General features: G+C 55.2%; 17 protein-coding genes and 1 other annotated feature. All 17 genes read right to left on the bottom strand.

Annotated features, from left to right (window positions below):
* Positions 1-24: 24 nt before the first annotated feature.
* A complete protein-coding gene (locus BN3277_RS03465) occupies positions 25-1,059 on the bottom strand; it encodes a rod shape-determining protein (protein ID WP_059040915.1) in 1,035 nt (344 codons plus the stop codon).
* A 216-nt stretch (positions 1,060-1,275) separates the two neighbouring features.
* Complete coding sequence (gene radC / locus BN3277_RS03470; protein ID WP_059040916.1) at positions 1,276-1,965, bottom strand: RadC family protein; 690 nt, start codon at positions 1,963-1,965, stop codon at positions 1,276-1,278.
* A 126-nt stretch (positions 1,966-2,091) separates the two neighbouring features.
* A complete protein-coding gene (locus BN3277_RS03475) occupies positions 2,092-2,697 on the bottom strand; it encodes a Maf family protein (RefSeq protein ID WP_059040917.1) in 606 nt (201 codons plus the stop codon).
* A 220-nt stretch (positions 2,698-2,917) separates the two neighbouring features.
* Positions 2,918-4,162, bottom strand: coding sequence for an SPOR domain-containing protein (locus BN3277_RS03480; protein ID WP_059040918.1), 1,245 nt, complete (start codon positions 4,160-4,162; stop codon positions 2,918-2,920).
* A 130-nt stretch (positions 4,163-4,292) separates the two neighbouring features.
* The gene (murC, locus tag BN3277_RS03485) at positions 4,293-5,615 is read right to left on the bottom strand and encodes a UDP-N-acetylmuramate--L-alanine ligase (RefSeq protein ID WP_059041177.1); all 1,323 of its coding nucleotides are present in this window, start codon (positions 5,613-5,615) and stop codon (positions 4,293-4,295) included.
* Between the two features lie 59 nt (positions 5,616-5,674).
* The gene (locus tag BN3277_RS03490) at positions 5,675-7,054 is read right to left on the bottom strand and encodes a bifunctional folylpolyglutamate synthase/dihydrofolate synthase (RefSeq protein WP_059040919.1); all 1,380 of its coding nucleotides are present in this window, start codon (positions 7,052-7,054) and stop codon (positions 5,675-5,677) included.
* A gap of 251 nt (positions 7,055-7,305) precedes the next feature.
* Entirely contained in the window at positions 7,306-9,981 is a 2,676-nt protein-coding gene (locus BN3277_RS03495; protein ID WP_059040920.1) for a valine--tRNA ligase, read from the bottom strand.
* A 132-nt stretch (positions 9,982-10,113) separates the two neighbouring features.
* Positions 10,114-10,373: a binding site (T-box leader), on the bottom strand.
* Positions 10,374-10,459: 86 nt separating this feature from the next.
* On the bottom strand, positions 10,460-11,923 hold the full coding sequence (locus BN3277_RS03500) for a LysM peptidoglycan-binding domain-containing protein (RefSeq protein ID WP_232436315.1): 1,464 nt from the start codon (positions 11,921-11,923) through the stop codon (positions 10,460-10,462).
* Between the two features lie 110 nt (positions 11,924-12,033).
* Entirely contained in the window at positions 12,034-12,918 is an 885-nt protein-coding gene (locus BN3277_RS03505) for an RluA family pseudouridine synthase (RefSeq protein ID WP_392396611.1), read from the bottom strand.
* A 44-nt stretch (positions 12,919-12,962) separates the two neighbouring features.
* Entirely contained in the window at positions 12,963-14,267 is a 1,305-nt protein-coding gene (gene hemL, locus BN3277_RS03510) for a glutamate-1-semialdehyde 2,1-aminomutase (protein WP_059040922.1), read from the bottom strand.
* A gap of 54 nt (positions 14,268-14,321) precedes the next feature.
* Positions 14,322-15,323: a porphobilinogen synthase gene (gene hemB / locus BN3277_RS03515; RefSeq protein WP_059040923.1), complete on the bottom strand. Its 1,002-nt coding sequence runs from the start codon at positions 15,321-15,323 to the stop codon at positions 14,322-14,324.
* Positions 15,324-15,378: 55 nt separating this feature from the next.
* Positions 15,379-16,926 carry a uroporphyrinogen-III C-methyltransferase gene (cobA, locus tag BN3277_RS03520; RefSeq protein WP_059040924.1) on the bottom strand — a complete coding sequence of 516 codons (1,548 nt, stop codon included), beginning with the start codon at positions 16,924-16,926 and terminating at the stop codon, positions 15,379-15,381.
* Positions 16,927-16,932: 6 nt separating this feature from the next.
* Positions 16,933-17,895, bottom strand: coding sequence for a hydroxymethylbilane synthase (gene hemC / locus BN3277_RS03525; protein ID WP_059040925.1), 963 nt, complete (start codon positions 17,893-17,895; stop codon positions 16,933-16,935).
* A 2-nt stretch (positions 17,896-17,897) separates the two neighbouring features.
* Entirely contained in the window at positions 17,898-18,548 is a 651-nt protein-coding gene (locus BN3277_RS03530; RefSeq protein ID WP_059040926.1) for a precorrin-2 dehydrogenase/sirohydrochlorin ferrochelatase family protein, read from the bottom strand.
* A gap of 182 nt (positions 18,549-18,730) precedes the next feature.
* Positions 18,731-20,170 carry a glutamyl-tRNA reductase gene (gene hemA, locus BN3277_RS03535; protein ID WP_059040927.1) on the bottom strand — a complete coding sequence of 480 codons (1,440 nt, stop codon included), beginning with the start codon at positions 20,168-20,170 and terminating at the stop codon, positions 18,731-18,733.
* A gap of 208 nt (positions 20,171-20,378) precedes the next feature.
* Complete coding sequence (gene speD / locus BN3277_RS03540; protein ID WP_059040928.1) at positions 20,379-20,777, bottom strand: adenosylmethionine decarboxylase; 399 nt, start codon at positions 20,775-20,777, stop codon at positions 20,379-20,381.
* Positions 20,778-21,098: 321 nt separating this feature from the next.
* Positions 21,099-21,683, bottom strand: coding sequence for a hypothetical protein (locus tag BN3277_RS03545; protein ID WP_059040929.1), 585 nt, complete (start codon positions 21,681-21,683; stop codon positions 21,099-21,101).
* Positions 21,684-21,722 lie beyond the last annotated feature (39 nt).

Consider the following 21,722-nt stretch of genomic DNA (forward strand, 5'->3'; position numbering starts at 1 on the left):
AGGGGTGCCTTCTTCCACGCGAATTTATCGTTTGGAACGAAGGGCTGAACTACTTTTCGATTTGAATAAATGGATATTATCCAAGGCGCGGCCCGTGCCGATCGCCACGCAATCCAGCGGGTTCTCCGCTACGATGACCGGCATGCCGGTTTCGCTGGCCAGCAATTTATCCAAGTTGCGCAGCAGTGCGCCGCCGCCGGTCAACACGATGCCCCGGTCCATAATGTCCGCGGCCAATTCCGGCGGACATTTCTCCAAGGTGACCTTCACGGCGTCAACAATTGCACCTACCGTATCGCTCAACGCATCGGAAATTTCGTCGGAGGTGATCGTAATCGTCTTTGGCAGCCCCGTCACGAGATCACGTCCGCGAATTTCCATCGTTTCGACCTTCTCGAGCGCAAGCGCCGAACCGATATCCATTTTGAGCTGCTCGGAGGTTCTTTCGCCGATCATTAGATTGTATTGGCGTTTGATGTATTGGATGATCGCTTCATCCATTTCATCGCCCGCGACGCGGACGGATTTGCTGGTGACGATCCCGCCAAGGGAGATCACCGCAACTTCCGTCGTCCCGCCGCCGATATCCACGACCATGCTGCCGGTTGGTTCCCATACCGGCAAATCCGCACCGATCGCCGCAGCGAAAGGCTCCTCGATCGTATAAGCTTCACGCGCACCGGCTTGCTTCGTCGCGTCTTCTACAGCCCGCTGCTCAACAGCTGTGATGCCGGACGGAACACAAACCATCACGTTCGGATGGCGTTGGAACAGCGAACGCTGCTTCTGTGCCTGGCTGATAAAATATTTAATCATCGTTGCTGTTGTATCGAAATCGGCGATTACGCCGTCCTTCATTGGACGGATCGCCCGAATGTTGCCGGGGGTTCTGCCAATCATCTTCTTGGCAGATTCACCGACGGCCACAATGTTCTTTGTATCGGTATGAATCGCTACTACCGAAGGCTCGCGGACGATAATGCCCTTGCCTCTTGTATATACCAGCGTATTTGCCGTCCCTAAATCAATACCCAAGTCTTTCGTAAAGCCACCCAACATGCTGCTTCTTCCTTTCCTTCTGTATCTAACCCATTATATTAGAGGTTGTTCAAAAAGTCATCTTCCGATCACGAAGTTTAATCAGTGAAGCATTCGCAACGGCGAATCTTGCATTCAGCCGGGTCTTCCGTTGCTCACGTAGATCTGTCTACGCTCCGCTACTCAGCCCCTGGCTTCATCCAACCCAAGCCGTTTCATCTATTAGAACACGCGCGGTTACATCAAACCCCGCTCCTTCAAACTGACGAATTTCCCATCGCCGATCACGATGTGATCAAGCACGTCGATGCCTACGATTTCCCCCGCCTCGCACAGCCGCCGCGTCATCCGGATATCCTCCGGACTGGGGCTGGGATCGCCGCTGGGATGATTGTGGGCGCATACGACGGAAGCGCTGCTGCATTTGATCGCGGCGCGGAACACCTCGCGCGGATGTACGATCGAAGCGTTCAGGCTTCCGATGGAAAGCGTCTCCTGAGCAATGATATGATTTTTCGTATTCAAAAAAAGACAAACAAAATGCTCTTTCTGCAAATAGCGCATCTGCTCCATCAGCAAGTCGGCTGCATCCTGCGGACTGCGGATCGTGCCTTGCTCCGGCAGCCGCGTCTTGGCTAAACGCTGACCCAATTCGATCCCCGCCTTTAGTTGAATCGCTTTGGCTGGACCGATGCCCTTTAGCCGGGTCATTTCCTCCAGACTGACATCCACCAGGCCGCGGAGTCCGCCAACGTCGGTCAGCAGCCGCTGTGCCACATGGACCGCCGATTCCTGGCGCGTACCCGTACGCAGCAGAATAGCCAACAGTTCGGCCTGACTGAGCGCGCTGGCTCCGTATTTGATCATTCGTTCCCTTGGCCGCTCTTCGGTAGGTAGATCACGCAGCATATAGGGAGTTTGTTCCATCGTTATCCCCCGCTTCCGAATGGTATCGAGCGCTCCCGGCAATGCCGGAATGCCCGTCCTAAGTTCGGAAGGATATGCTTTATCACTTCCCGATAATCCGCCGTCACGCGGCAGGTCTAGCCTTCTTTACAACACCTGAATATCGAAATCCTTCAACATGTCGACAAGCAGCGATAAGGGCAAGCCCACGACATTAAAATAACACCCTTCGATTCCGGTCACGATCGTAGCACCCAAGCCCTGGATGGCATATGCCCCCGCTTTATCCAGCCCTTCCCCGCTGCGGGCGTAGGCCTGGATTTGCGCTTCGGTCAACGCCTTCATCGTTACGGTTGTTGCCCGGTAATCAACCTTCCGTGTACCGGTTAAGGCATCCACACAAGCTACGCCGGTATACACCACATGCTCTCGCCCCTGCAGGCTTCGCAGCATGTCTGCAGCCTCTTGCACATCCTGCGGTTTGCCCAAGACGTCGCCGTCCCGAACCACGATCGTGTCGCTGCCAACGATCACCGCATTTCGGTCCGCAGCCGGATCCAACCCTTGGTAGACAGCATCCGCCTTACGTACGGCCAGTTCCATCACGATTTGATTCGGTGATAACGTCGCTTCATAAGATTCGTCCGTATGACTGGGCACAACCTCAAAGGGGATCGCCAGTGATGCGATTAATTCACGCCTGCGAGGTGAAGTGGAGGCAAGTATGATCCGGCGCAAATTTGCGGTATCCAATGCGGAAACTCTCCTTTGAAATAACGATTTGAGGTCCTAAATGGTTACAAGCATCAGTTAGTAAAAAATGGGCAAGAATTCGACAGCGGATTGCTGTCATCCCCGCCATTTTTTGACACTAACCTATTATAAGATTATTTTAGCCCCGGGCGCAAACACAAAAAAGACAGGGGCAACTTTTTCCAGTTCCCTGTCTTGGGCATGCTTCAGCGGCTTACATTTAGGTTCCGGCATGAACCAGCGACTGCTCGGCCATGATGAAACGCATCATCTCATTTTGAACTTCCCAGAGCAGGGTTTTGGCGCCGCTTTTTTGGTATTCGCCCATCGCCTCAACCGCCCCGTTGATCGCTTTCTCCATTTCGCCGGCTAAGGGTGCCGCTGACATCGACCATTTCCCGCGGATCGCCGAGGCGCTTTCCGTCCAGGCTTGGTGTTTGGCGCCCAGTTGCTCCAGCTCCGCATGCTGCTGCGGCTGTGGATCCGCCTCGGTTAACAGCGCGGCGGACGAGGTGCCGAGCAGCTCAACCAACTCCGCGCTTTGCGCCATAAATCCTTCCAAGGCTTCGCGTTCTCCGGCAAATGGGACATTGGCTGCTGCCGGAAACGAAATCTCATGTAAAATCAAGTTCACGCCGGCCGCCTTCAGTTGGCCGGTGAGCAGCTTCGATTGCTCGCGGTCTGTCGACACCCCGGCATATACCCGTTTCTCGTCGACGGTATCCCGCGCGGCGGCGATACCCGAAGCCTGCAGCTCCTCCTGGGCTAGCTGCACGCCCTGCGCCGTGCTGAACACGCCGTATTGTAAGAAGTAATACGTTTGCTCCGGCAATGCGAAGCTGACGAGCGGGACGTTCTCTTCCGGAGCCGCGGGCTCTTCTTCAAGATCCCCCAAGGCCGGCAAACTTGCCACCTCTCCCGCATCGTCTTGTTGAGCCGTGCCGATTCCCGGGAACGGGAACTCGATATCCTGGTTAAATAAGGATAACACGACAAACCCAAACAGCGCGCCCGTAACGATCGCCCCGGTTAAAGAACCGGCGACCTTCCACCATGAGGTTCGGTGAGGTCGAGAATAGGAAGGAGGAGCATCCTCCTGCCACTCAGACTGCCAAGGGTCATTGCCGTAAATTTCTTCCCAATCATCAGCGATGGGGGCAGTAAACTCCGTATGCTCCACCCTGCGATCGTCCCAGGAAAACTCTCCCGTTTCTTGGCGCGGATTGCGATCCCTTCCGCCCGGGAATACAGTTAATCCCATCCCAGTATGGTCTGTAAACGGATCCCCCCATTCCTCCGCCGTCTCGACCGCTCGATAACGGGGGGCCGCCTCCCTTTTTGGCGTCTCTGCGATTTCCAACGGCTGCTCGGGCCGAATTTCCCGGCCATCCCCGTCAAACCGGAATGTCATTTTGGCTTTGTTCACGGTCCGCACGCTCCTTGTCCATTCTTCTACCCTATCCATATGAGTGTGAACCTCCTGATATGACAAGCCTGCAACCGAGCAAACAAAGTTCACCTGAGCGCTACACAAAAAGGCCTCCCCGGGTACACAGGACCCGGCGGAGACCGTTTTGTATGTCATTTATGGGTTTTTAGTTGGACAAACCTTTTACTAACTCGTAGCCCACTTTATAGATGTCTCCCGCACCCATCGTCAGCACGAGATCTCCAGGCTTAAGCCGGTTTTGCAAGTCGGCAAGCACATCCTGCTTTGTCGGCAAGTACCGGGCACCGCCATTGCTATTCTCCTTGATCAGTTCGACCAGTTTGGAGGAATGTACCCCTTCAATCGCTTTTTCTCCGGCTGGGGAGTAAATATCCGTGATGATTACCTCATCCGCTTCTCCAAACGCCCGGCTGAATGCATCGAGCAGGAAGAAGGTCCGCGTATAGCGCTGCGGCTGGAATACAGCAATAATCCGCTTGCCGGTTGCTTTCGCAGCTGCGATCGTCGCTTGAATCTCCGTAGGATGGTGAGCGTAATCGTCAATGATCAAGATGCCGTTAAGCTCACCCAGCACTTGAAAGCGGCGTTTGGCACCATGGAAATGGCGCAAAGCCGCGGCAGCCTCGCGAAAAGGAATTCCCGCTTCCATGCAGACGATGATGGTCGCCATCGCATTATAAACATTATGTCGCCCGGGTACGGACAACTCCACCGAACCAAGCTCGCGATCGCCCTGGTACATTTTAAAGGTCACGCAACGGTCCCCAAGGTCAATCTCATGGGCTGTATAGTCGCAGTTGGTTTCGATGCCATACGTTATGATCTTGCTCTGAACCTGAGGCAACAGTTCCAGTACGTTGCGATCGTCGCCGCAAACCACCGCTTTACCGTCCGGCTTGACCTGATTCAGGAATTGGACATAGGCTTCCTTCAATCGGCCAAAATCGCCGCCGTAGTTCTCCAGATGGTCGGCCTCGATGTTGGTCACCACGCCAAGTGAAGGATGATATTGCAGGAAGGAGCCGTCGCTTTCGTCGGCCTCCGCAACCACGCATTTTCCTTGTCCGGCTTTGGCATTGGTGCCCATGTCCATAATTTCCCCGCCGATAATATAGGTCGGGTCTGTCCCGCAATGCTCCATCACAAGCGCGATCATCGACGAGGTTGTCGTTTTCCCATGAGCTCCGGCCACCGCGACGCCGGTCCGTTCATTCAGCAGCCGCGCCAGCATCTGGGAACGATGCAGCACCGGTATCCCTTGCTCCTGAGCTTCCAGCCGTTCCACGTTGTCCTGAGGCAGCGCCGTCGAGTAGACGACCAGGTCTGCCCCATGCACGTGCTCCGCGGTATGGCCGATGTAAATTTTTGCTCCCTTTGCAGCGAGCTTCTCCGTCAATTCTTGGGAGGCGACGTCCGATCCCGTGACGGTATAGCCCATTTCCAGCATCACGCGGGCGATGGCGCTCATACCATAGCCGCCGATGCCGATAAAATGTACATGTTGTTCGGTCGTATTCAACAAAATGGTCACCAGCCTTTTTCAGAATCGGTTTGATGCAAAAGGGCCGCCCGCACGTCCGAGATCATATACAACGTGCCGGTCACCACCCCAAGATCTTCCCGTTCCGTCCGTGACTCCAAAAGCGAAAGGGCTTTTCTCCAGTCACGTTCCACGATGATTTCCAAATCCGCTTTCGCTTCCGTCCCCTGTAGTTCGGCCACGAGTTCATATAACGCATCGGCGTCCATTTTTCGGCGAAAATCGGGCTCGGTCAGAATAAGCGTATCCACTATTGGTAATATATGCTTCAAGTAGCCATGATGATGCTTATTGGCCAGCATCCCCATCATCAAATGCAGTTTCCGGTAGCGGAAGGCTTCGGGCAAGCTTTGCGCCAGCGAAGCGGCACCTTCCGGATTATGTGCGCCATCCAGCACTAGACGTGGTTCTTCCCGGACCACCTCCAGCCGACCGGCCCAAAAGGCGGTGCGAAAACCGTCCTGCACCTGCTCATCTTCGAGAAGGAAAGCCATGTACTGCCGGAGCACTTCCAGCACCATCATGACGCCGGAGGCATTTTTGCATTGATGCTCCCCAAGCATGCGGATCGTAAAATCCATCTCCCGGAATGGACCTACGAAATGCAATTGCTGCTCCTTCGCATTTACCGAAAGCCGCTCGTACCGGAACTGCTCGCCCATCAAATAGAGGGTAGCATGCTTGGAAGCGGCCGTTTCCTTTAACACGGTTACCGCTTCGGGCTGCTCAACGCAGCTGACCACGGGTACACCCGCTTTGATGATGCCGGCCTTCTCCCGAGCGATTTGTTCGATCGTATCGCCAAGGACGTCCATATGATCGTAGCCGATGTTCGTAATTAAAGAAACGATCGGCGTCACGATATTGGTCACATCCATCCTTCCCCCAAGCCCGGTCTCCCATACCACCACGTCGGGGTAACACATTTCGGCAAAATACAAAATTGCGATCGCCGTGCTCACTTCGAACATGGTTGGAGATCCCAGGTCAGTACCGGCGATTTCATCAACCAATGGAGCTACGCGATTTGCCAGCTCCAGCAGCGCCGTTTCGGGAATATCCTCCTCATCATACTGGAAGCGGTTGGTGAACTTCGTGATGTATGGGGACGTATACGTCCCCACGTGGTACCCGCATTCCCGCAGCGTCCGGGTTAGAAAAGCGCAGGAGGAGCCCTTGCCGTTCGTCCCCGCAACATGAATAAACTTCAGCCGCCGCTCGGGATGGCCCAACTTATCCATCATCAGCTCGATCCGTTCCAAGCCAGGCCGGATGCCAAACGGCAGCAACCCGTTGATCCAGTCGACCGCTTCAGCATAGCTGTTCAGCGGTTGCAGCTGTGTTTCTTCCTCTGTACGATCCCCCATGTCATTCACCTTCATTAATTAGTGGTTGTTCAAAAAGTCATCTTCAGATCACGAAGCAGGTCAATGATGCAGAGTCGGCATCGAATCTTGGATTCACCCGGTCACTCCGTTGCTCACTTACCCAATACGTACGCTCCGCTACTCACTCCCTAGCTTCATCCAACCTTCTCGGTGCTCCAAACCTGCCTTTTGAACTTCTATTGAATTGGTTGTTCAAAAAGTCATCTTCGGATCACGATGCTCAAGTTGACTTAGCCTTTCAGCTCCGCAATCCGGGCCAGCACCTTGTCGCGTTTCTCGGAATAATCGGCCATCTTGGCGCGTTCTTCTTCGATCACTTTGGCCGGTGCTTTGGACACAAAGCCCTCGTTAGCCAGCTTCTTCTCAACGCGTTCGACTTCCTTGTTCAGGTTGTCGAGCTCTTTGGTAAGACGCTCGATTTCTTGGCTGATATCAATCAACCCCGAGAGCGGCAGGTACAGCTCTGCCCCCGTCACAACGGCGGTCATCGCTTTATCCGGTACGCCCGCATTCAGCGAGGCTTCGTACTCGGAAGTGTTGCAGAACCGGCGAACGTAATGTTCGTTGCGGGCCAGCACTTCCAGCACTTCCGCGCTGCCCGGTTTGATGACTAGTTCGATCTTTTTGCTCATCGGCACGTTCACTTCGGCCCGGATGTTCCGCACCGCGCGAATGACGTCGATCAGCAGGTTCATTTCCTGAACGACGTCCGGCGCTTCCAGCGAAGCATCGTATTCCGGCCAAGCGGCAAGCATAATCGTTTCGCCATGATGCGGCAAATGCTGCCATATTTCCTCGGAAATAAACGGCATAAACGGATGGATCATACGCAGCGTGCGATCGAGCACGTAGGCCAGGACGGACTGGGTTTTCTTCTTGGCCGCAGCATCTTCCCCGTACAGCGACAGCTTGGCGAATTCGATATACCAGTCGCACAGATCGTCCCAAATGAAGTTATACAGTAGCCGACCGGTTTCTCCGAATTCGTAAGCATCGATCAGGCGGGTAATTTCCTTCGCCGTTTCGTTCATCCGATGCAAAATCCAGCGATCTGCCGTCGACAGTTCACCGCTGATGTCGATGTCCTCGAAAGTCACGCCTTCCAGATTCATCAATGCAAAGCGAGAGGCGTTCCAAATTTTATTGGCGAAGTTGCGCGCTTGTTCAACGCGTTCCCAGCGGAAGCGCAAGTCCTGACCCGGCGTATTGCTGGTAGACAACATAAAGCGCATCGCGTCGGTACCGTATTTCTCAATGACCTCCAGCGGATCCACACCGTTTCCAAGCGACTTAGACATTTTGCGCCCTTCGCTGTCACGGACTAGACCATGCATCAATACATCCTTAAACGGCATTTCGCCGGTGAACTCCAACGATTGGAAGATCATCCGCGCGACCCAGAAATAGATAATATCGTATCCGGTCACAAGCACGTCCGTTGGGAAATAACGTTGGAAGTCTTCGTTATTCTCATCCGGCCAACCCAACGTGGAAAACGGCCACAAAGCGGAGCTAAACCAGGTATCCAGTACATCCTCATCTTGTTTCAAGTCGTCGCGTCCCAGCTTAGCGCGGGCTTCTTCTTCACTGCGAGCAACAACCATCTCGCCCGTCGCTTCGCAGTACCAAGCCGGAATCCGGTGGCCCCACCAGAGCTGACGAGAAATACACCAATCACGTACATTTTCAATCCAATGCAAATAAGTTTTCTCAAAACGTTCCGGTACGAAATTGACGCCTTTCCCCGCTTGCTGCGCTTCGATCGCTGCATCAGCCAACGGTTTCATCTTTACGAACCACTGCGTCGACAAATACGGTTCAACAACCGCGCCGGTCCGCTCGCTGTGACCCACTTGATGTACATGATCTTCAATTTTGATCAGAACGCCCATCTCTTGCAAATCCTTGACGATCTGCTTGCGACACTCGCTGCGGTCTAGACCTTGATATTTGCCGGCTTCGCCGTTCATCGTGCCGGTTTCGTCCATGACGTTGATTTGCGGCAGGTTATGACGTAACCCCACCTCAAAGTCATTTGGGTCATGCGCTGGGGTGATTTTTACCGCACCGCTGCCAAACTCCTTTTCAACGTATTCATCAGCAATGATCGGAATTTCACGGTCAACGATCGGCAGCCGCAAAGTCTTACCGACCAATTGGCGGTAACGCTCGTCTTCCGGATGTACAGCCACGGCCGTATCTCCCAGCATCGTTTCCGGACGTGTTGTTGCCACGGTAATATGGCCGCTTCCGTCGCTCAACGGATACTGCAGATGATACAGATGACCGTTAACCTCTTTGTATTCCACCTCAATGTCAGAGAGTGCGGTACGCGCCACCGGGTCCCAGTTGATGATGTATTTACCGCGGTAAATCAAGCCTTTCTCATACAGCTTCACAAACACTTCGCGAACCGCCTTAGACAATCCCTCATCCAAGGTAAACCGTTCCCGGGAATAATCGAGAGCGAAGCCCATTTTGGCCCATTGATCGTGAATCGTGGCGGCGTATTGGTCTTTCCATTCCCACACCTTCTCCAGGAACTTCTCCCGACCGAGGTCATACCGCGTTACGCCTTGCTCGCGCAGTCTTTGCTCTACTTTGGTTTGGGTAGCGATCCCCGCATGGTCCGATCCCGGGAGCCACAAGGCGTCATAACCCTGCATCCGTTTCGTGCGCGACAATATATCCTGCAACGTAAAGTCGAGCGCATGGCCGATGTGCAGCATCCCAGTTACGTTGGGCGGCGGAATCACGATCGTATATGGTTTGGCGTCCGGGCGTTGTCCCGCTTTAAAGAAGCCGCTCTCCAGCCAATAGCGGTACCATTTCTGCTCCGCTGCTTTCGGATCGTATGTCGTCGGCATCTCCGCCGACGAAGCTTGTTGACCTTGATTTTCTGTCATCCTAACTCAACCTCCGTTACAAATAAGCATAGCCTTGGCAAACCCAAGATAGTCGTCCGGCTTGAATGCCCCTTCTTTTGTACGGGACGCCGTTTTCATGCTGCCAGAGAAAAACAAAAAAAGCCTTTCGTCTCAAAGGACGAAAGGCTTTACTTTCGCGGTACCACCTTTGTTTCGCATATCCGCCTCCGGTTCATACAACCACCGGCACCAACATGCGACACTCCTGCAGATAACGGCTGCTACCGGTCCGTTCTACCCCAACGTTTAAGCTGCTCAAACGGACAACTCCCGGGCGACTTCGGCGAGCTACATGTCCTGCGGAATCTCTCAGCCATGGATTCCACTCTCTGAAGGGTATGCTGCCTACTCTTCCCGTTCCAAGTCTTTGCCATAGATCGTAAAGCTTTAATCTATATTATCATAACTTGGAAAGGAACGGGAGTCAATCATTCGCCTTTTTTCGCGATCACCTTAATTAAGGAATGTACAAAATTTGCCCTTCATTAACTTGGTGCTCGGATAGCCGGTTATACAGCTGCAATTCCCGAGAGCTCAAGTGGTAGCGCTGGGCAATGTCATCCAGCGTCTCCTCGCGCTGTACGATAACCAGCCGCACTTTGCGGAAAGGCGTTTGATCCTCACTGCTGATGAACAGGTTTTTCCACCGCAGCTCCTCGCCTTCTCCTTGTTCCTCACGATCGTTCACGCCTGAAAACTCCGCATCAACCTCTGACGCTTCCTGAGCCACTCGGGATGAAGAAGAGATCAGCTTCGTTAATCCGAAGCTTTCTCTGCCCCCCTCGTCATTGCCTTTCTTGGCGCCGAGGGCGATCTTCATTTCCTTCTTCTCTTCCGGCTGGGCATTCGCTTCAGGCTCGGCTTCGGCAGCAGCTTCCGGCTCGATGGCCGCTTCGTTCACCGATTCATTGGGTTCAACTGCGCTAATATCGCCTGCTTCATGCGGGGATGACTCGGAACCGGCAACTTCCGACGCCACGCCGCCTTCACTCGCCCGTTCCGTCGACTGAATATCGGCTGTCGGGCGAATCTCATCCTTAAACCAAACGTTGGCGTCCGACTCCGTGTGATCCGCGAAGGTTTCCACCACAGCACCAAAATCCGCACCGGATTCCTTGTCCGCCCAAGGGTTGGACTCCTGGAATGCCGAAACATCCTCGGTCCAGGTGAGGACCTCCTGCGGCTCGTCCGCACCTCGTTTTTGGGCGTTCAGCACATCATCCGGAAACGCCTGCCACGAAGCGAATTGCGGAACCTGGGGGACCTCCGCATCCGCATCTTGGAGCTCCAGTTCCAGTTCCGATTCGGGATTCGCCTCAAGCTCTGCGTCCGACTCTTCTCGGGTTAGCGAATTCCAGGAGAACGCCAGCTCTTGACGCACCTCGTCCGCAAGTAATGGCGCTGCGATTGCCGGCTCTAGCTCCTCTTCCGAATCAAAGGTAACCAGCCCCTGCGCGTCGGTTTCCGAATCGGATTCCGCTTCGTCGACACGGATCGCCGGTACGACATGAGCCGTCGTAAACTCGCGATCCTTCCAGGTATCCTGCTCGGAGAGCAAAGAGGAGGTCTCCACCCCTTGAAGCGATAATACCCCTGTAATGTTTAAGCTGCGTGAGCTGAGCAGATCGACGTCGAAATTTTCGATTTCGACCGTGATATCCTCCAACCGGTTCACCCGGCTTAGCGGTATCGTGATTTCAACGGGAATGTAATGCTCCAGCTCCCGCGTCTCCCCATCGCCCCGGTATAACCCCGACAACAGCAAATGGCCGCGCAATGCGGCATACTCCTCCCCGGGAATTACCTGAATTTTCGGATAAAGCTCAATCTCCTCCAACTCTTCAATGCCGATCACATCTTCAGAAAGATGTATGCGCTCGTAAATATCAAACCTGAGACCATAGGATTGATCAGCCAACATGATACCTCCTTTCAGCATATCCAAACCTGATTTAAAATCGATGAATCATGATCCAAATCATCCTCGTTTAATCTATATGCTTTAAAAAGGAGTGCATGCCAGCTTTTTGCCTAACTGTAACGATCGCGTAAGCGAGTCAAGGCCGGAGGCCAAGGATCGTCGACCTCCACCCATTCTCCGGAGAGCGGATGCGGGAACATCAGCCGCTCTCCATGCAGTGCTTGGTAGGACATCCATTTCGTGCTGCCGCCATACAGCGCATCGCCTACGAGCGGATGGCCCGCTGCACTTAGGTGGACGCGGATTTGATGCGTCCGCCCGGTCTCCAGGGTCAGCCGAACGAGACTGATGTCGTGTTTCGGAAAAACCTCCACCCGCTCCACATGCGTTACCGCCGGTTTTCCCCCGGGCGAGACTCTACGCCGCTGGTTATGATGGCGGTCGCGGCCGATCGGCTGGTCGATGACCTTCAGCGCAGGGCTGACGACCCCTTGCACAAACGCGATGTACGTCCGCCCGATTTCCTTGCGGCTCATCGCTTCATCCAGTTTCAAATGGGCGTATTCATTTTTGGCGAACAATACCGGCCCCGACGTGAATTCGTCAAGCCGGTGAATATGCGCTGCTGCCATCGGCTCGCCGCGTCCAGCAAACCATCCGGCGACACGGTTGGCAAGCGTGTCCGGCGGAGTCGGGCTCGCTTGGGAGACTCGCCCCTCGGCGCCGTCCGGATGGACTTTAAGCCCTGCCGGCTTGTGCACGACAAGGCAAAAATCGTCCTCATATAAAAGCTGAAGCTCCGCCTCAAGCGGAGCATATTGCGATACCCTCGGCGGAAACACCAGCAGCCTTAGGCGATCTCCGGCGAGCTTGATGCCGCCTTCGGCCCGCAAATGGCGAAGCAGCTTGGGAGGGGCCTGCAGCCCCTGCTCCAGCCAAGCCACCACCGCGTCCAGACGATCCTGCCCTTCGCGCAGAGTTAGCTTGCCGGGCATCAGCTCAAGCCACTCCCCGCGCCGCGCCCAGGTTAGCTTGCCACTCACAGCTTTTGCAGCGCTAAACGATGCGCTTCGATTGTCAGCTCAATGTCTTCGTCGGTATGTATGCCCGAGACGAACATCCCCTCGAATTGCGAAGGGGCCACGTTGATCCCTTGCTCAAGCAGCGCGGCGAAATAACGGCGGAACAGGTCGAGGTCGCTCGTTTTGGCCGTGTCGTAGTTGATGACCTTCTCCTCGGTAAAAAACGGACACACCATCGAGCCCACGCGGTTGATCGTACACGGAATACCTCGTTCCTTGGCGTTGCGCATAAAGCCTTCCTCGAGCTTGGCCGACAAGCGCTCCAAGCGATCGTACACCTCCGGAGTCAGCAGTGACAGCGTCGTATACCCTGCAACCATCGCCAGCGGATTGCCGCTCAGCGTCCCGGCTTGATAAATCGGCCCGCTTGGCGCGATTTGCTCCATGATCTCGCGTTTTCCGCCGTACGCTCCAACAGGCAGCCCGCCGCCAATGACCTTGCCAAGGCAGGTCAAATCCGGTGTAATGCCATAGCGTCCCTGCGCACAGTTCAGACCTACCCGGAAGCCTGTCATCACTTCGTCGAAAATCAACAAGCTGCCGTACTGCTCGGTGATCCGGCGCAGGCCTTCCAGGAATCCCGGCAGCGGCGGCACAACGCCCATATTTCCGGCCACCGGTTCGACAATCACGCCGGCGATCTCATCGCCAAAGCGTTCGAATGCCAACTCCACGGAGGCCAAGTCATTATACGGCACCGCAATCGTATTCGCGGCAACGCCCTCCGGCACGCCGGGGCTGTCCGGCAATCCCAGCGTAGCCACGCCGGAGCCGGCTTTAATCAGCAGACTGTCGGCATGACCATGATAAGAGCCTTCGAATTTCATGATTTTGCTGCGGCCGGTATACCCCCGCGCCAGGCGGATCGCGCTCATCGTTGCTTCCGTCCCCGAATTCACCATCCGCACCACGTCGATCGACGGTACCCGCTCGGCGACCAGCTTAGCCATCTGGGTTTCCAGCAGTGTGGGCGCACCAAAGCTTGTCCCTTTTGCCGCCGTTTCCTGAAGCGCACGAACCACCTCCGGATGAGCATGGCCCATAATCAGCGGGCCCCAGGAACCCACATAATCGATAAAGCTGTTACCGTCGATATCATAAATCCGGGAGCCGCTCCCGTGTTCGATATACATCGGTGTCAACCCGACGGATTTAAACGCCCGCACCGGGCTATTTACGCCGCCGGGCAAGACCTGCTTCGCTTCTTCGAAAGCCAGCCGCGAGCGCTCGTCGCCCCGCCGGCCTATCGTGTCCTTGCTCATCGATACCCCTCCTTAACTGTTCAAACCCCGATCCGATCCTCAGCTACAGGCTTATTACTTCTCGCGCAGCCAGCGAGCCATATCCTTGGCGAAATACGTGATAATGATATCCGCCCCCGCCCGCTTCATGCCAAGCAGCATTTCGGTGACGATGGCCCGCTCGTTGATCCAGCCTTGCTGAGCGGCCGCCTTCACCATCGAATACTCTCCGCTGACGTTGTAAGCCACCAATGGAAGATCAAATTGATCGCGCAGCATCCGCAGGATGTCCATAAAGGCCAGCGCCGGTTTCACCATCAGCATATCCGCGCCTTCCAGCACATCGGATTCCGCTTCCCGCAGCGCCTCGCGGGCGTTGGCCGGGTCCATCTGGTACGTCTTCCGGTCGCCGAACTGCGGCGCCGAATCCGCCGCTTCGCGGAACGGTCCGTAAAAAGCGGAAGCGTACTTCACCGAATAAGACATAATCGGCACATGACTGAAGCCTGCCGCGTCCAGCCCGGAACGGATCGCTTGCACGAATCCGTCCATCATGTTGGACGGCGCGATGATGTCGGCGCCTGCACGCGCTTGAGAAACCGCGGTTTTCACCAGCAATTCCAGCGACTCGTCGTTCATTACGTCACCGCAGACATGACCGTCGCGTTCAAACGTATGTACCCTACCGCAATGCCCGTGATCGGTGAACTCACACAAGCAGGTATCGGCAACAACCAGCAAATCCGGATACCGCGATTTAATAACCCGCGTTGCTTCCTGCACGATCCCGTGCTCCGCAAATGCCGAAGTCCCTACGCTGTCCTTGGTTTCCGGAATTCCAAACAGCAGCACAGCCGGAATACCCAGATCCACGATCTCCTTGACTTCCTCTTCCAGCGTGTCGAGCGAGAAATGAAATACGCCCGGCATCGATGAAATCTCGTTCTTTACGCCGCTTCCATAAGTCACAAAGATCGGTTGAATAAAGTCGTCCACCGTCAGCACGGTTTCGCGCACCATCCCGCGAATGGCAGCCGACTGACGTAGCCGGCGATGTCTTACAATCGGAAAATTCATGATTGATTCCCTCCTAAATATGCAGCACGGGGTCAAACCACCGCGTTAAAAAAGTTCACTCCACCGGCGACGTCCGCGCCTTCCAGGCGCATAGCGCTTGAATCAGGCTGTCGATCGTCGCTTCTTCCGCTAGGATCGATACGTTCAGGCCGGCGTCCTCCGCTGTTTTGGCCGTGACTGGGCCGATGCAGGCGATGTCCACGCCTTGCAGCGCCGCGACCGGATCAGCCACCCCCATGCCGGTGAGCGCGGCCAATAGATTCGTTACCGTGGACGAGCTGGTAAAGGTCACGGCATGGATGCGGCCTTTCTGGAGCATCTTCAGCAGCTCGTCGTCCGCCTCCCCAGCCGGGACCGTCCGGTACATGACCGCCTCGGTGACGGTCAGCCCTTGGTCCCGCAAGGCTGCGGGCAGCCAAGCGCGGGCCAGATCACCGCGCGGCAGCAGCACGTGTTGTCCCGGCTGCAGTTCGCTGCCGTAGGTTTCCATCAGGCCCTCGGCCTGGAACTTGCCCGGCAAACCTTCCGCCGCGATCCCCCGCTGGCGCAGCGCTGCTTGCGTCGCCGGCCCCACGGCGGCGATTCTCGCCTTGTGCAGCTTCCGCACATCTGTCCCCAGTCTCTCCAGGTGCGAGAAGAAATACTCCACCCCGTTTACGCTGGTGAAAAACACCCAATCATACTGCTCCAGCCGCATCAGCGCCTCATCGGTGCTTTCCAGCTCACGCCCCTCCGGCATCACGATATCGATGACCGGGAATTCATACGGCTCGCCGCCGAGCTCCTCGATCCCGTGCACCAGCTCGCTCGCCTGCGAGCGCGTGCGCGTGACGAGAATTCGCTTGCCGAACAGCGGCAGCGATTCCGCCCACTTGAGCAACTCGCGCTGAGCCACCACCTCGCCAACGACCGTAACGGCCGGCGGCTTGAAGTCGGCTTCGCGCACCTTCTGCTCGATATCGGCCAACGTGCCGATCAGCGTTTCCTGCTCCGCCCTCGTCCCCCAGCGAATCAGGGCGACCGGCGTTTCAGGCGGACGTCCGTAATGCATCAGCTGCTTGCTGATATGCCCGATATTCGCCACACCCATCATAAACACCAGGGTGCCGGTCGCGTTGGTCACTTTTTCCCAATTAATCGATAAGTCGAGCTTATCCGGGCTCTCATGCCCCGTAATGATCGAAACGGACGAAGCCATGTCCCGGTGGGTCACGGGAATACCAGCATAAGCCGGCACCGAGATCGCCGCCGTGATCCCCGGCACGATTTCATAAGGAATGCCATGCTGCCGCAGCAGCTCAGCCTCTTCCCCGACCCGGCCAAAGATGGTAGGATCTCCGCCTTTGAGGCGAACCACCGTCTTACCCTCTAGCGCCAAATCGACCAGCAACTGGTTGATATGCTCCTGCTTCATCGTGTGGCGGTCGGTTCTTTTACCGACGTAGATCTTCTCCGCTCCGGGTTTCGTCCGCTTCAACAGGCTGGGGTTAGCCAGGCGATCATACACGATGACATCGCCTTTCTCCAGGCAATCGAGCCCTTTCAGCGTAATTAATCGCGCGTCTCCAGGCCCCGCGCCAACCAGATAAACCTTACCGGCCATCCTCGATCACTCCCCGGTTTCTTGTAATAATGCAGCCGCTCCCAAGGAGATCAGCCGACCGGCAACCTGCTCGCCCAGTTCGACCGGATCCGTCCCTTCCGCGCTTTCCTTCAAAATCGTCGCTCCGTCCGCCGAGCCGACCATACCGGTTAAGTGCAAACGCGGGCCGCCGCTCGCATCGGAAGCTCCCTCTTCTGGCAGCAGTGTTGCGTAAGCTCCAATCGGCACCTGGCAGCCGCCATTCAGCACGCCGAGGAACCGGCGTTCTGCAGCTACCGTCACCGCGGTCTCCGGATCATTGTATAAGGATAAGAGATGGCGAACCTCGGCATCGTCTTCACGGCATTCGATTCCAAGCGCGCCTTGGCCAACCGCCGGAAGACAAACCTCCGCCGGCAGATAAGCCGTAATCCGATGTTCCCAGCCCATCCGGTACAACCCGGCCGCTGCTAAAATAATCGCATCAAAGCCCTCCTCCTCCAGCTTGCGCAAGCGGGAATCGATGTTGCCGCGAATCGGCTCCAGCACCAAATCCGGGCGATAAGCGCGCAATTGGCTGGCGCGGCGTAAGCTGCTGGTCCCCACCTTGGCGCCCTGCGGCAACTCGTCTAAGCTCAGCCCGTTCCTGGATATCAAGGCATCCCGCGGGTCAACCCGCCGCGGGACCGCGCCGTTCATCAGTCCGTCCGGCAGCACGGACGGCATGTCCTTCATACTGTGTACCGCCAAGTCGATTTCCTTATCCAGCATCGCCTGCTCGATTTCCTTCACGAACAACCCTTTGCCGCCAACCTTAGATAACGTAACGTCCAGGATTCGGTCTCCCTTGGTCACGATCTTGCGAATTTCAAAATCTAACGGCAGGTCATGCTTCAGGCAGAGCGCCTTCAAATCGTCGATCACCTGTCCCGTCTGCGTTAGCGCCAGCTGGCTTTGTCTCGTACCCACCACAATCGTTCGCTTCGTCATGCTTATTCCTCCGTCTGTTCCTCGACCCAGGCGATCATCGCCGCTTCGCTCCACGGGCGGAAGCTCCCTTCCCGGATCAAGGTCAATATGTCGGTCTCGGCCAATCTCCGAAACAGATTTTTTCGTTTGCCGGGATCGGTGATTCGTTCTTTGATAAAAGCTCGCGCGGAGCTCAAATAATTAATATATTGTTCGTAATCTTCGCCAAAATGCTCGTCAATCTCCCGAATCAACTGACGTGCGGCCGTAGGTCCCGCTCCTGAGGTGGAGACCGCAACCACCAGATCGCCGCGGCGTAACACGCCGGGCGTAATCATGCTGCCTCGCGCGCCCTCACCAGCGTCGTTCAACGGAATGCCTTCCGCCTCCGCTTCGGTAGTAACGGCCGCGTTCACTTCCGGGCGATCCGTTGCAGCAAAAGCGAGAAACGCGCCGGCCAAATCCCCTTGCCGGTATTCCCGTTCGATCCAAACGACCTGTTCCCGCTCATGATGAAGCCGTAGCAAGCCCTCCGTAATGGCCGGGCTCACCACCACCGTTACCGCTCCCGCTTCCGCCAGCATCGTCGCCTTCCGCTCGGCCACGGTTCCTCCGCCGATCACGACACAACGGCGGCCGGCCAAATTCAACAGGACGGGCACATAATAAGGCATGGCGCATCCCTCCCGACCCTTCGCTTTAACTCGTTAATAGCATACCCTACCCTGCCGCATTTTTCCATATTCCATCCCTTCAAAAAAAGCCCTTCCCCCTCCGCGTCAGCGCCCGAATCAGCCATCGATTCGGGCGCATCCGGCAGAGGAGTCAGGGCGTACTCGCGGCCTAGCCTATCATGTTATACAGATACCTTCGCCAGCGGAAGCGAAGGCTCGAGCTCAAAAGGGACCCGGTCCGGGACCACATCCTGGAGTTCCGGCAACTCTTCGGACCCCCGGGATGACACCATCCCTTGGGATTCCTGGGAAACGGAAAGTTCCTTGCCGGAAGGCGTATCGTTTTGTGACTCCAGGCGATCCTCGAGCGCAAAGATTTGCGTAAACAGCTCCAACGCTTCCGTGCCTTGACCTTCTCCGGCCAGCTCTTTGATCCGGTTGATTGGATCATGCATCATTTGGTTGAGGATGCTTTTGGTTAGACGCCGGATCACCTTGCGTTGCCGTTCATCCAGCTCCGGTAGCTTATTAAAGAGACTGTCCAGCGTGCTCTCATGAATATCGGAAGCCTTCTCCTGCAGCGCGCGAATGACCGGCTTCACCCCTTGTGTTTGCAACCAAGTGGCGAAAACCGCCATTTCCTCTTCAATCATCGTTTCGATCTTGACCGCTTCCGCGCGGCGCATCTCCATATTGCTCTCGACGATGCCTTCGAGATCGTCGATATCGTACAGGAAGACTTGCTCCAGTTCGCCGATGGCCGGCTCGATGTCCCGCGGCACGGCGATATCAATCATAAACAACGGACGATCCTGGCGCCCCTTCATGCTTCGCGAAACCTGAGCCGAAGTGATGACATACCCTTCTGCGCCGGTCGAGCTGATCAGAATATCCACCTCTTCCAGCCGCTCCATCGCTTCCTGCATCGTGCAAGGCACGCCATCGCATTTCGCGGCGAGCTCCTGGGCACGAGCGTACGTCCGGTTGGCTACCAGCACCTCTTCCGCGCCGGCGCCGCTCAGATGCTTCGCCGTCAGCTCGCTCATTTTCCCGGCGCCAAGAATTAAAACGCGTTTGCCTTCAAAGCTGCCGAAGATCCGCTTGCCCAGCTCAACGGCGGCGTAGCTGACCGAAACGGCGCTCTCGCCGATCGCCGTCTCGGAGTGGGCCCGTTTGCCCAGCGTTACCGCTTGCTTGAACAACATATTAAACCACTTGCCTGTGCCCTTCTCGCTTTGCGACAGCAAGAATGCATTTTTGACTTGGCCAAGGATTTGCGTTTCCCCCAGCACCATGGAATCCAGACCGCAAGCGACCCGGTACAGATGGCGAATGGCTTGGTCATCTTCATACATATATAAATGGCGGGTAAATTCTTCGCGCGGAACCCCAAACCAGCGTTCCATGAAGCTGCGGATGAAGTACCCGCACATGTGCAGACGATCGACTACGACGTAAATTTCCGTACGATTGCAGGTGGCGATAATCACGCCTTCCAATACACTCTTGGTGCGTAAGAGCTCCTGCAGCGCTTGCGGCATGTCCTTGTCGGCAAAAGAAAAACGTTCCCTAACTTCCACAGGCGCCGTCCGATAGTTTAACCCAACTACGACGATGTGCATTGCAAGTTCACCTGCCTTGAGATAGATGTCAATAGCATTTCTCGAAAACAAACTATGTTAATTATATCACAGTAGTCCTAGGCTCCCCGGCGATTTATATGAGTTTTTTATGAATTATTTATGAAATTCCTATCGCCAAAACAAATAACCATGGAAGCTCCATGGTTATCCTATTTTGCCCAATATTTCAAAAAAACTACCTCTAAGTTTAGACGAATTCAGCTCGATTCGAATCCGGCTCAGCGACTTCCATCTCGCCCAACCCCCGAATCAGCTTCTTCGCGTACGTTTTCTCCGGATTCAAGACGGACACCAGGTAATCGATCGCCAGCTGCGGATCTACCATTTCCCCGCAGGTGTAGCAATCAATTGCAGCAAACCCTCTCTCAGGATACGTGTGAATCGAGAGGTGGCTTTCCGACAACATCACAAGCACGGTGGCTCCTTGCGGTTCGAACTGTCTGGACTGAATCGACAAAATCGTGGCGCCGCAGGCTTCCGCCGCTTCCACCAAGTGGGCTTCCAACAACCCTGCGTTGTTCAGCACCTCATAGTCGACTCCCCAAGCATCAACCGCAACGTGTCTTCCGAAAGTTGAATACTCCATCTTCCGGCTCCCCCTTCCTAGGAATAAAATGTTTGAAAAAATTTCATCCGCTAGGACCTACGTCATTCACTTCCCGAGGGAAAAATCTCTCGCAACATCTCCATGTCCTGAGTGAATCCTGGTTCCTATATTCTTTTCAACGAGATTAAAAATAACATCTCTTGAGGACAAATGCAACCTCTTTTTTCTGGCGTAAAGGCCGCTCCTGCCCTTAGATGCCCTTAATAAAAAACTACCCTGATATCAGGGTAGTTTATCACTAGTACATTATGTTGGCTCCCTCTCTCTGGTGACACCAGTCAGGGGTGCTTTTATGATTGATCAAGCTTCCAAAACAAACAATCGGCGCGAGCAATTCCGCAGCTCATCATCGATCCGGTCTACATCCGTTTCGTTGGCGATAAACCGTTGATCCAGCAGGCCATTAATGTCCTTGCGGATGCGCTCGATTTCCAACTCAACATCGTTATTCCGGTAAATCTGCTGCAGCTCTGCCACCTGATCCTTGTATTCAAACACGAGCTTATAGGATTCCCGGGAATATTCGACGATTTTGCGGACCCGGCCTTCCTGATAATAATACATCATCATGAATCCGTTATAAATTCGGGTAACCATGCCGGAGCCTTTAAACGCCGCGAACAACAGTCTCATCACGTTCGTTAAATGGGGTTTCTCCAAGCGGAAAGACATTTCGCAGACATAATATCCGTCGACACGTTCAAATGGCAGATGCACTTCTTCTCCGCTGTCATCCTCCAGCACAACCTCCTGCCCGCCATTATCCAGCACCTTGACCCGTTGGCGAACGTGAGGGTCGTATACTTTGTGAACAAACTGGGACATCTGGACTTCCGTTAAACGCATACTGGCATTGACATACTCTGTGGCTAACCGCTGAGCCATACAAATCTCCTCAATTCTTAAATCGCTTTATCATAATTA

This window comes from Paenibacillus rubinfantis (assembly GCF_001486505.1).
GTDB classification, from domain to species: Bacteria; Bacillota; Bacilli; order Paenibacillales; family Paenibacillaceae; genus Fontibacillus; species Fontibacillus rubinfantis.

Excerpts from the sequence above, each read along its gene's own strand:
- hemB (WP_059040923.1), bottom strand. The coding sequence starts at position 15,323 with ATGAATTTTCCGATTGTAAGACATCGCCGGCTACGTCAGTCGGCTGCC.
- BN3277_RS03545 (WP_059040929.1), bottom strand. The coding sequence starts at position 21,683 with ATGGCTCAGCGGTTAGCCACAGAGTATGTCAATGCCAGTATGCGTTTA.
- BN3277_RS03465 (WP_059040915.1), bottom strand. The coding sequence starts at position 1,059 with ATGTTGGGTGGCTTTACGAAAGACTTGGGTATTGATTTAGGGACGGCA.
- murC (WP_059041177.1), bottom strand. The coding sequence starts at position 5,615 with ATGAGCGCCATCGCCCGCGTGATGCTGGAAATGGGCTATACCGTCACG.
- radC (WP_059040916.1), bottom strand. The coding sequence starts at position 1,965 with ATGGAACAAACTCCCTATATGCTGCGTGATCTACCTACCGAAGAGCGG.
- speD (WP_059040928.1), bottom strand. The coding sequence starts at position 20,777 with ATGGAGTATTCAACTTTCGGAAGACACGTTGCGGTTGATGCTTGGGGA.
- BN3277_RS03500 (WP_232436315.1), bottom strand. The coding sequence starts at position 11,923 with ATGTTGGCTGATCAATCCTATGGTCTCAGGTTTGATATTTACGAGCGC.
- hemA (WP_059040927.1), bottom strand. The coding sequence starts at position 20,170 with ATGCACATCGTCGTAGTTGGGTTAAACTATCGGACGGCGCCTGTGGAA.
- BN3277_RS03530 (WP_059040926.1), bottom strand. The coding sequence starts at position 18,548 with ATGCCTTATTATGTGCCCGTCCTGTTGAATTTGGCCGGCCGCCGTTGT.
- hemL (WP_059040922.1), bottom strand. The coding sequence starts at position 14,267 with ATGAGCAAGGACACGATAGGCCGGCGGGGCGACGAGCGCTCGCGGCTG.
- BN3277_RS03505 (WP_392396611.1), bottom strand. The coding sequence starts at position 12,918 with ATGCCCGGCAAGCTAACTCTGCGCGAAGGGCAGGATCGTCTGGACGCG.
- BN3277_RS03490 (WP_059040919.1), bottom strand. The coding sequence starts at position 7,054 with ATGGGGGATCGTACAGAGGAAGAAACACAGCTGCAACCGCTGAACAGC.
- BN3277_RS03495 (WP_059040920.1), bottom strand. The coding sequence starts at position 9,981 with ATGACAGAAAATCAAGGTCAACAAGCTTCGTCGGCGGAGATGCCGACG.
- hemC (WP_059040925.1), bottom strand. The coding sequence starts at position 17,895 with ATGACGAAGCGAACGATTGTGGTGGGTACGAGACAAAGCCAGCTGGCG.
- BN3277_RS03480 (WP_059040918.1), bottom strand. The coding sequence starts at position 4,162 with ATGGATAGGGTAGAAGAATGGACAAGGAGCGTGCGGACCGTGAACAAA.
- cobA (WP_059040924.1), bottom strand. The coding sequence starts at position 16,926 with ATGGCCGGTAAGGTTTATCTGGTTGGCGCGGGGCCTGGAGACGCGCGA.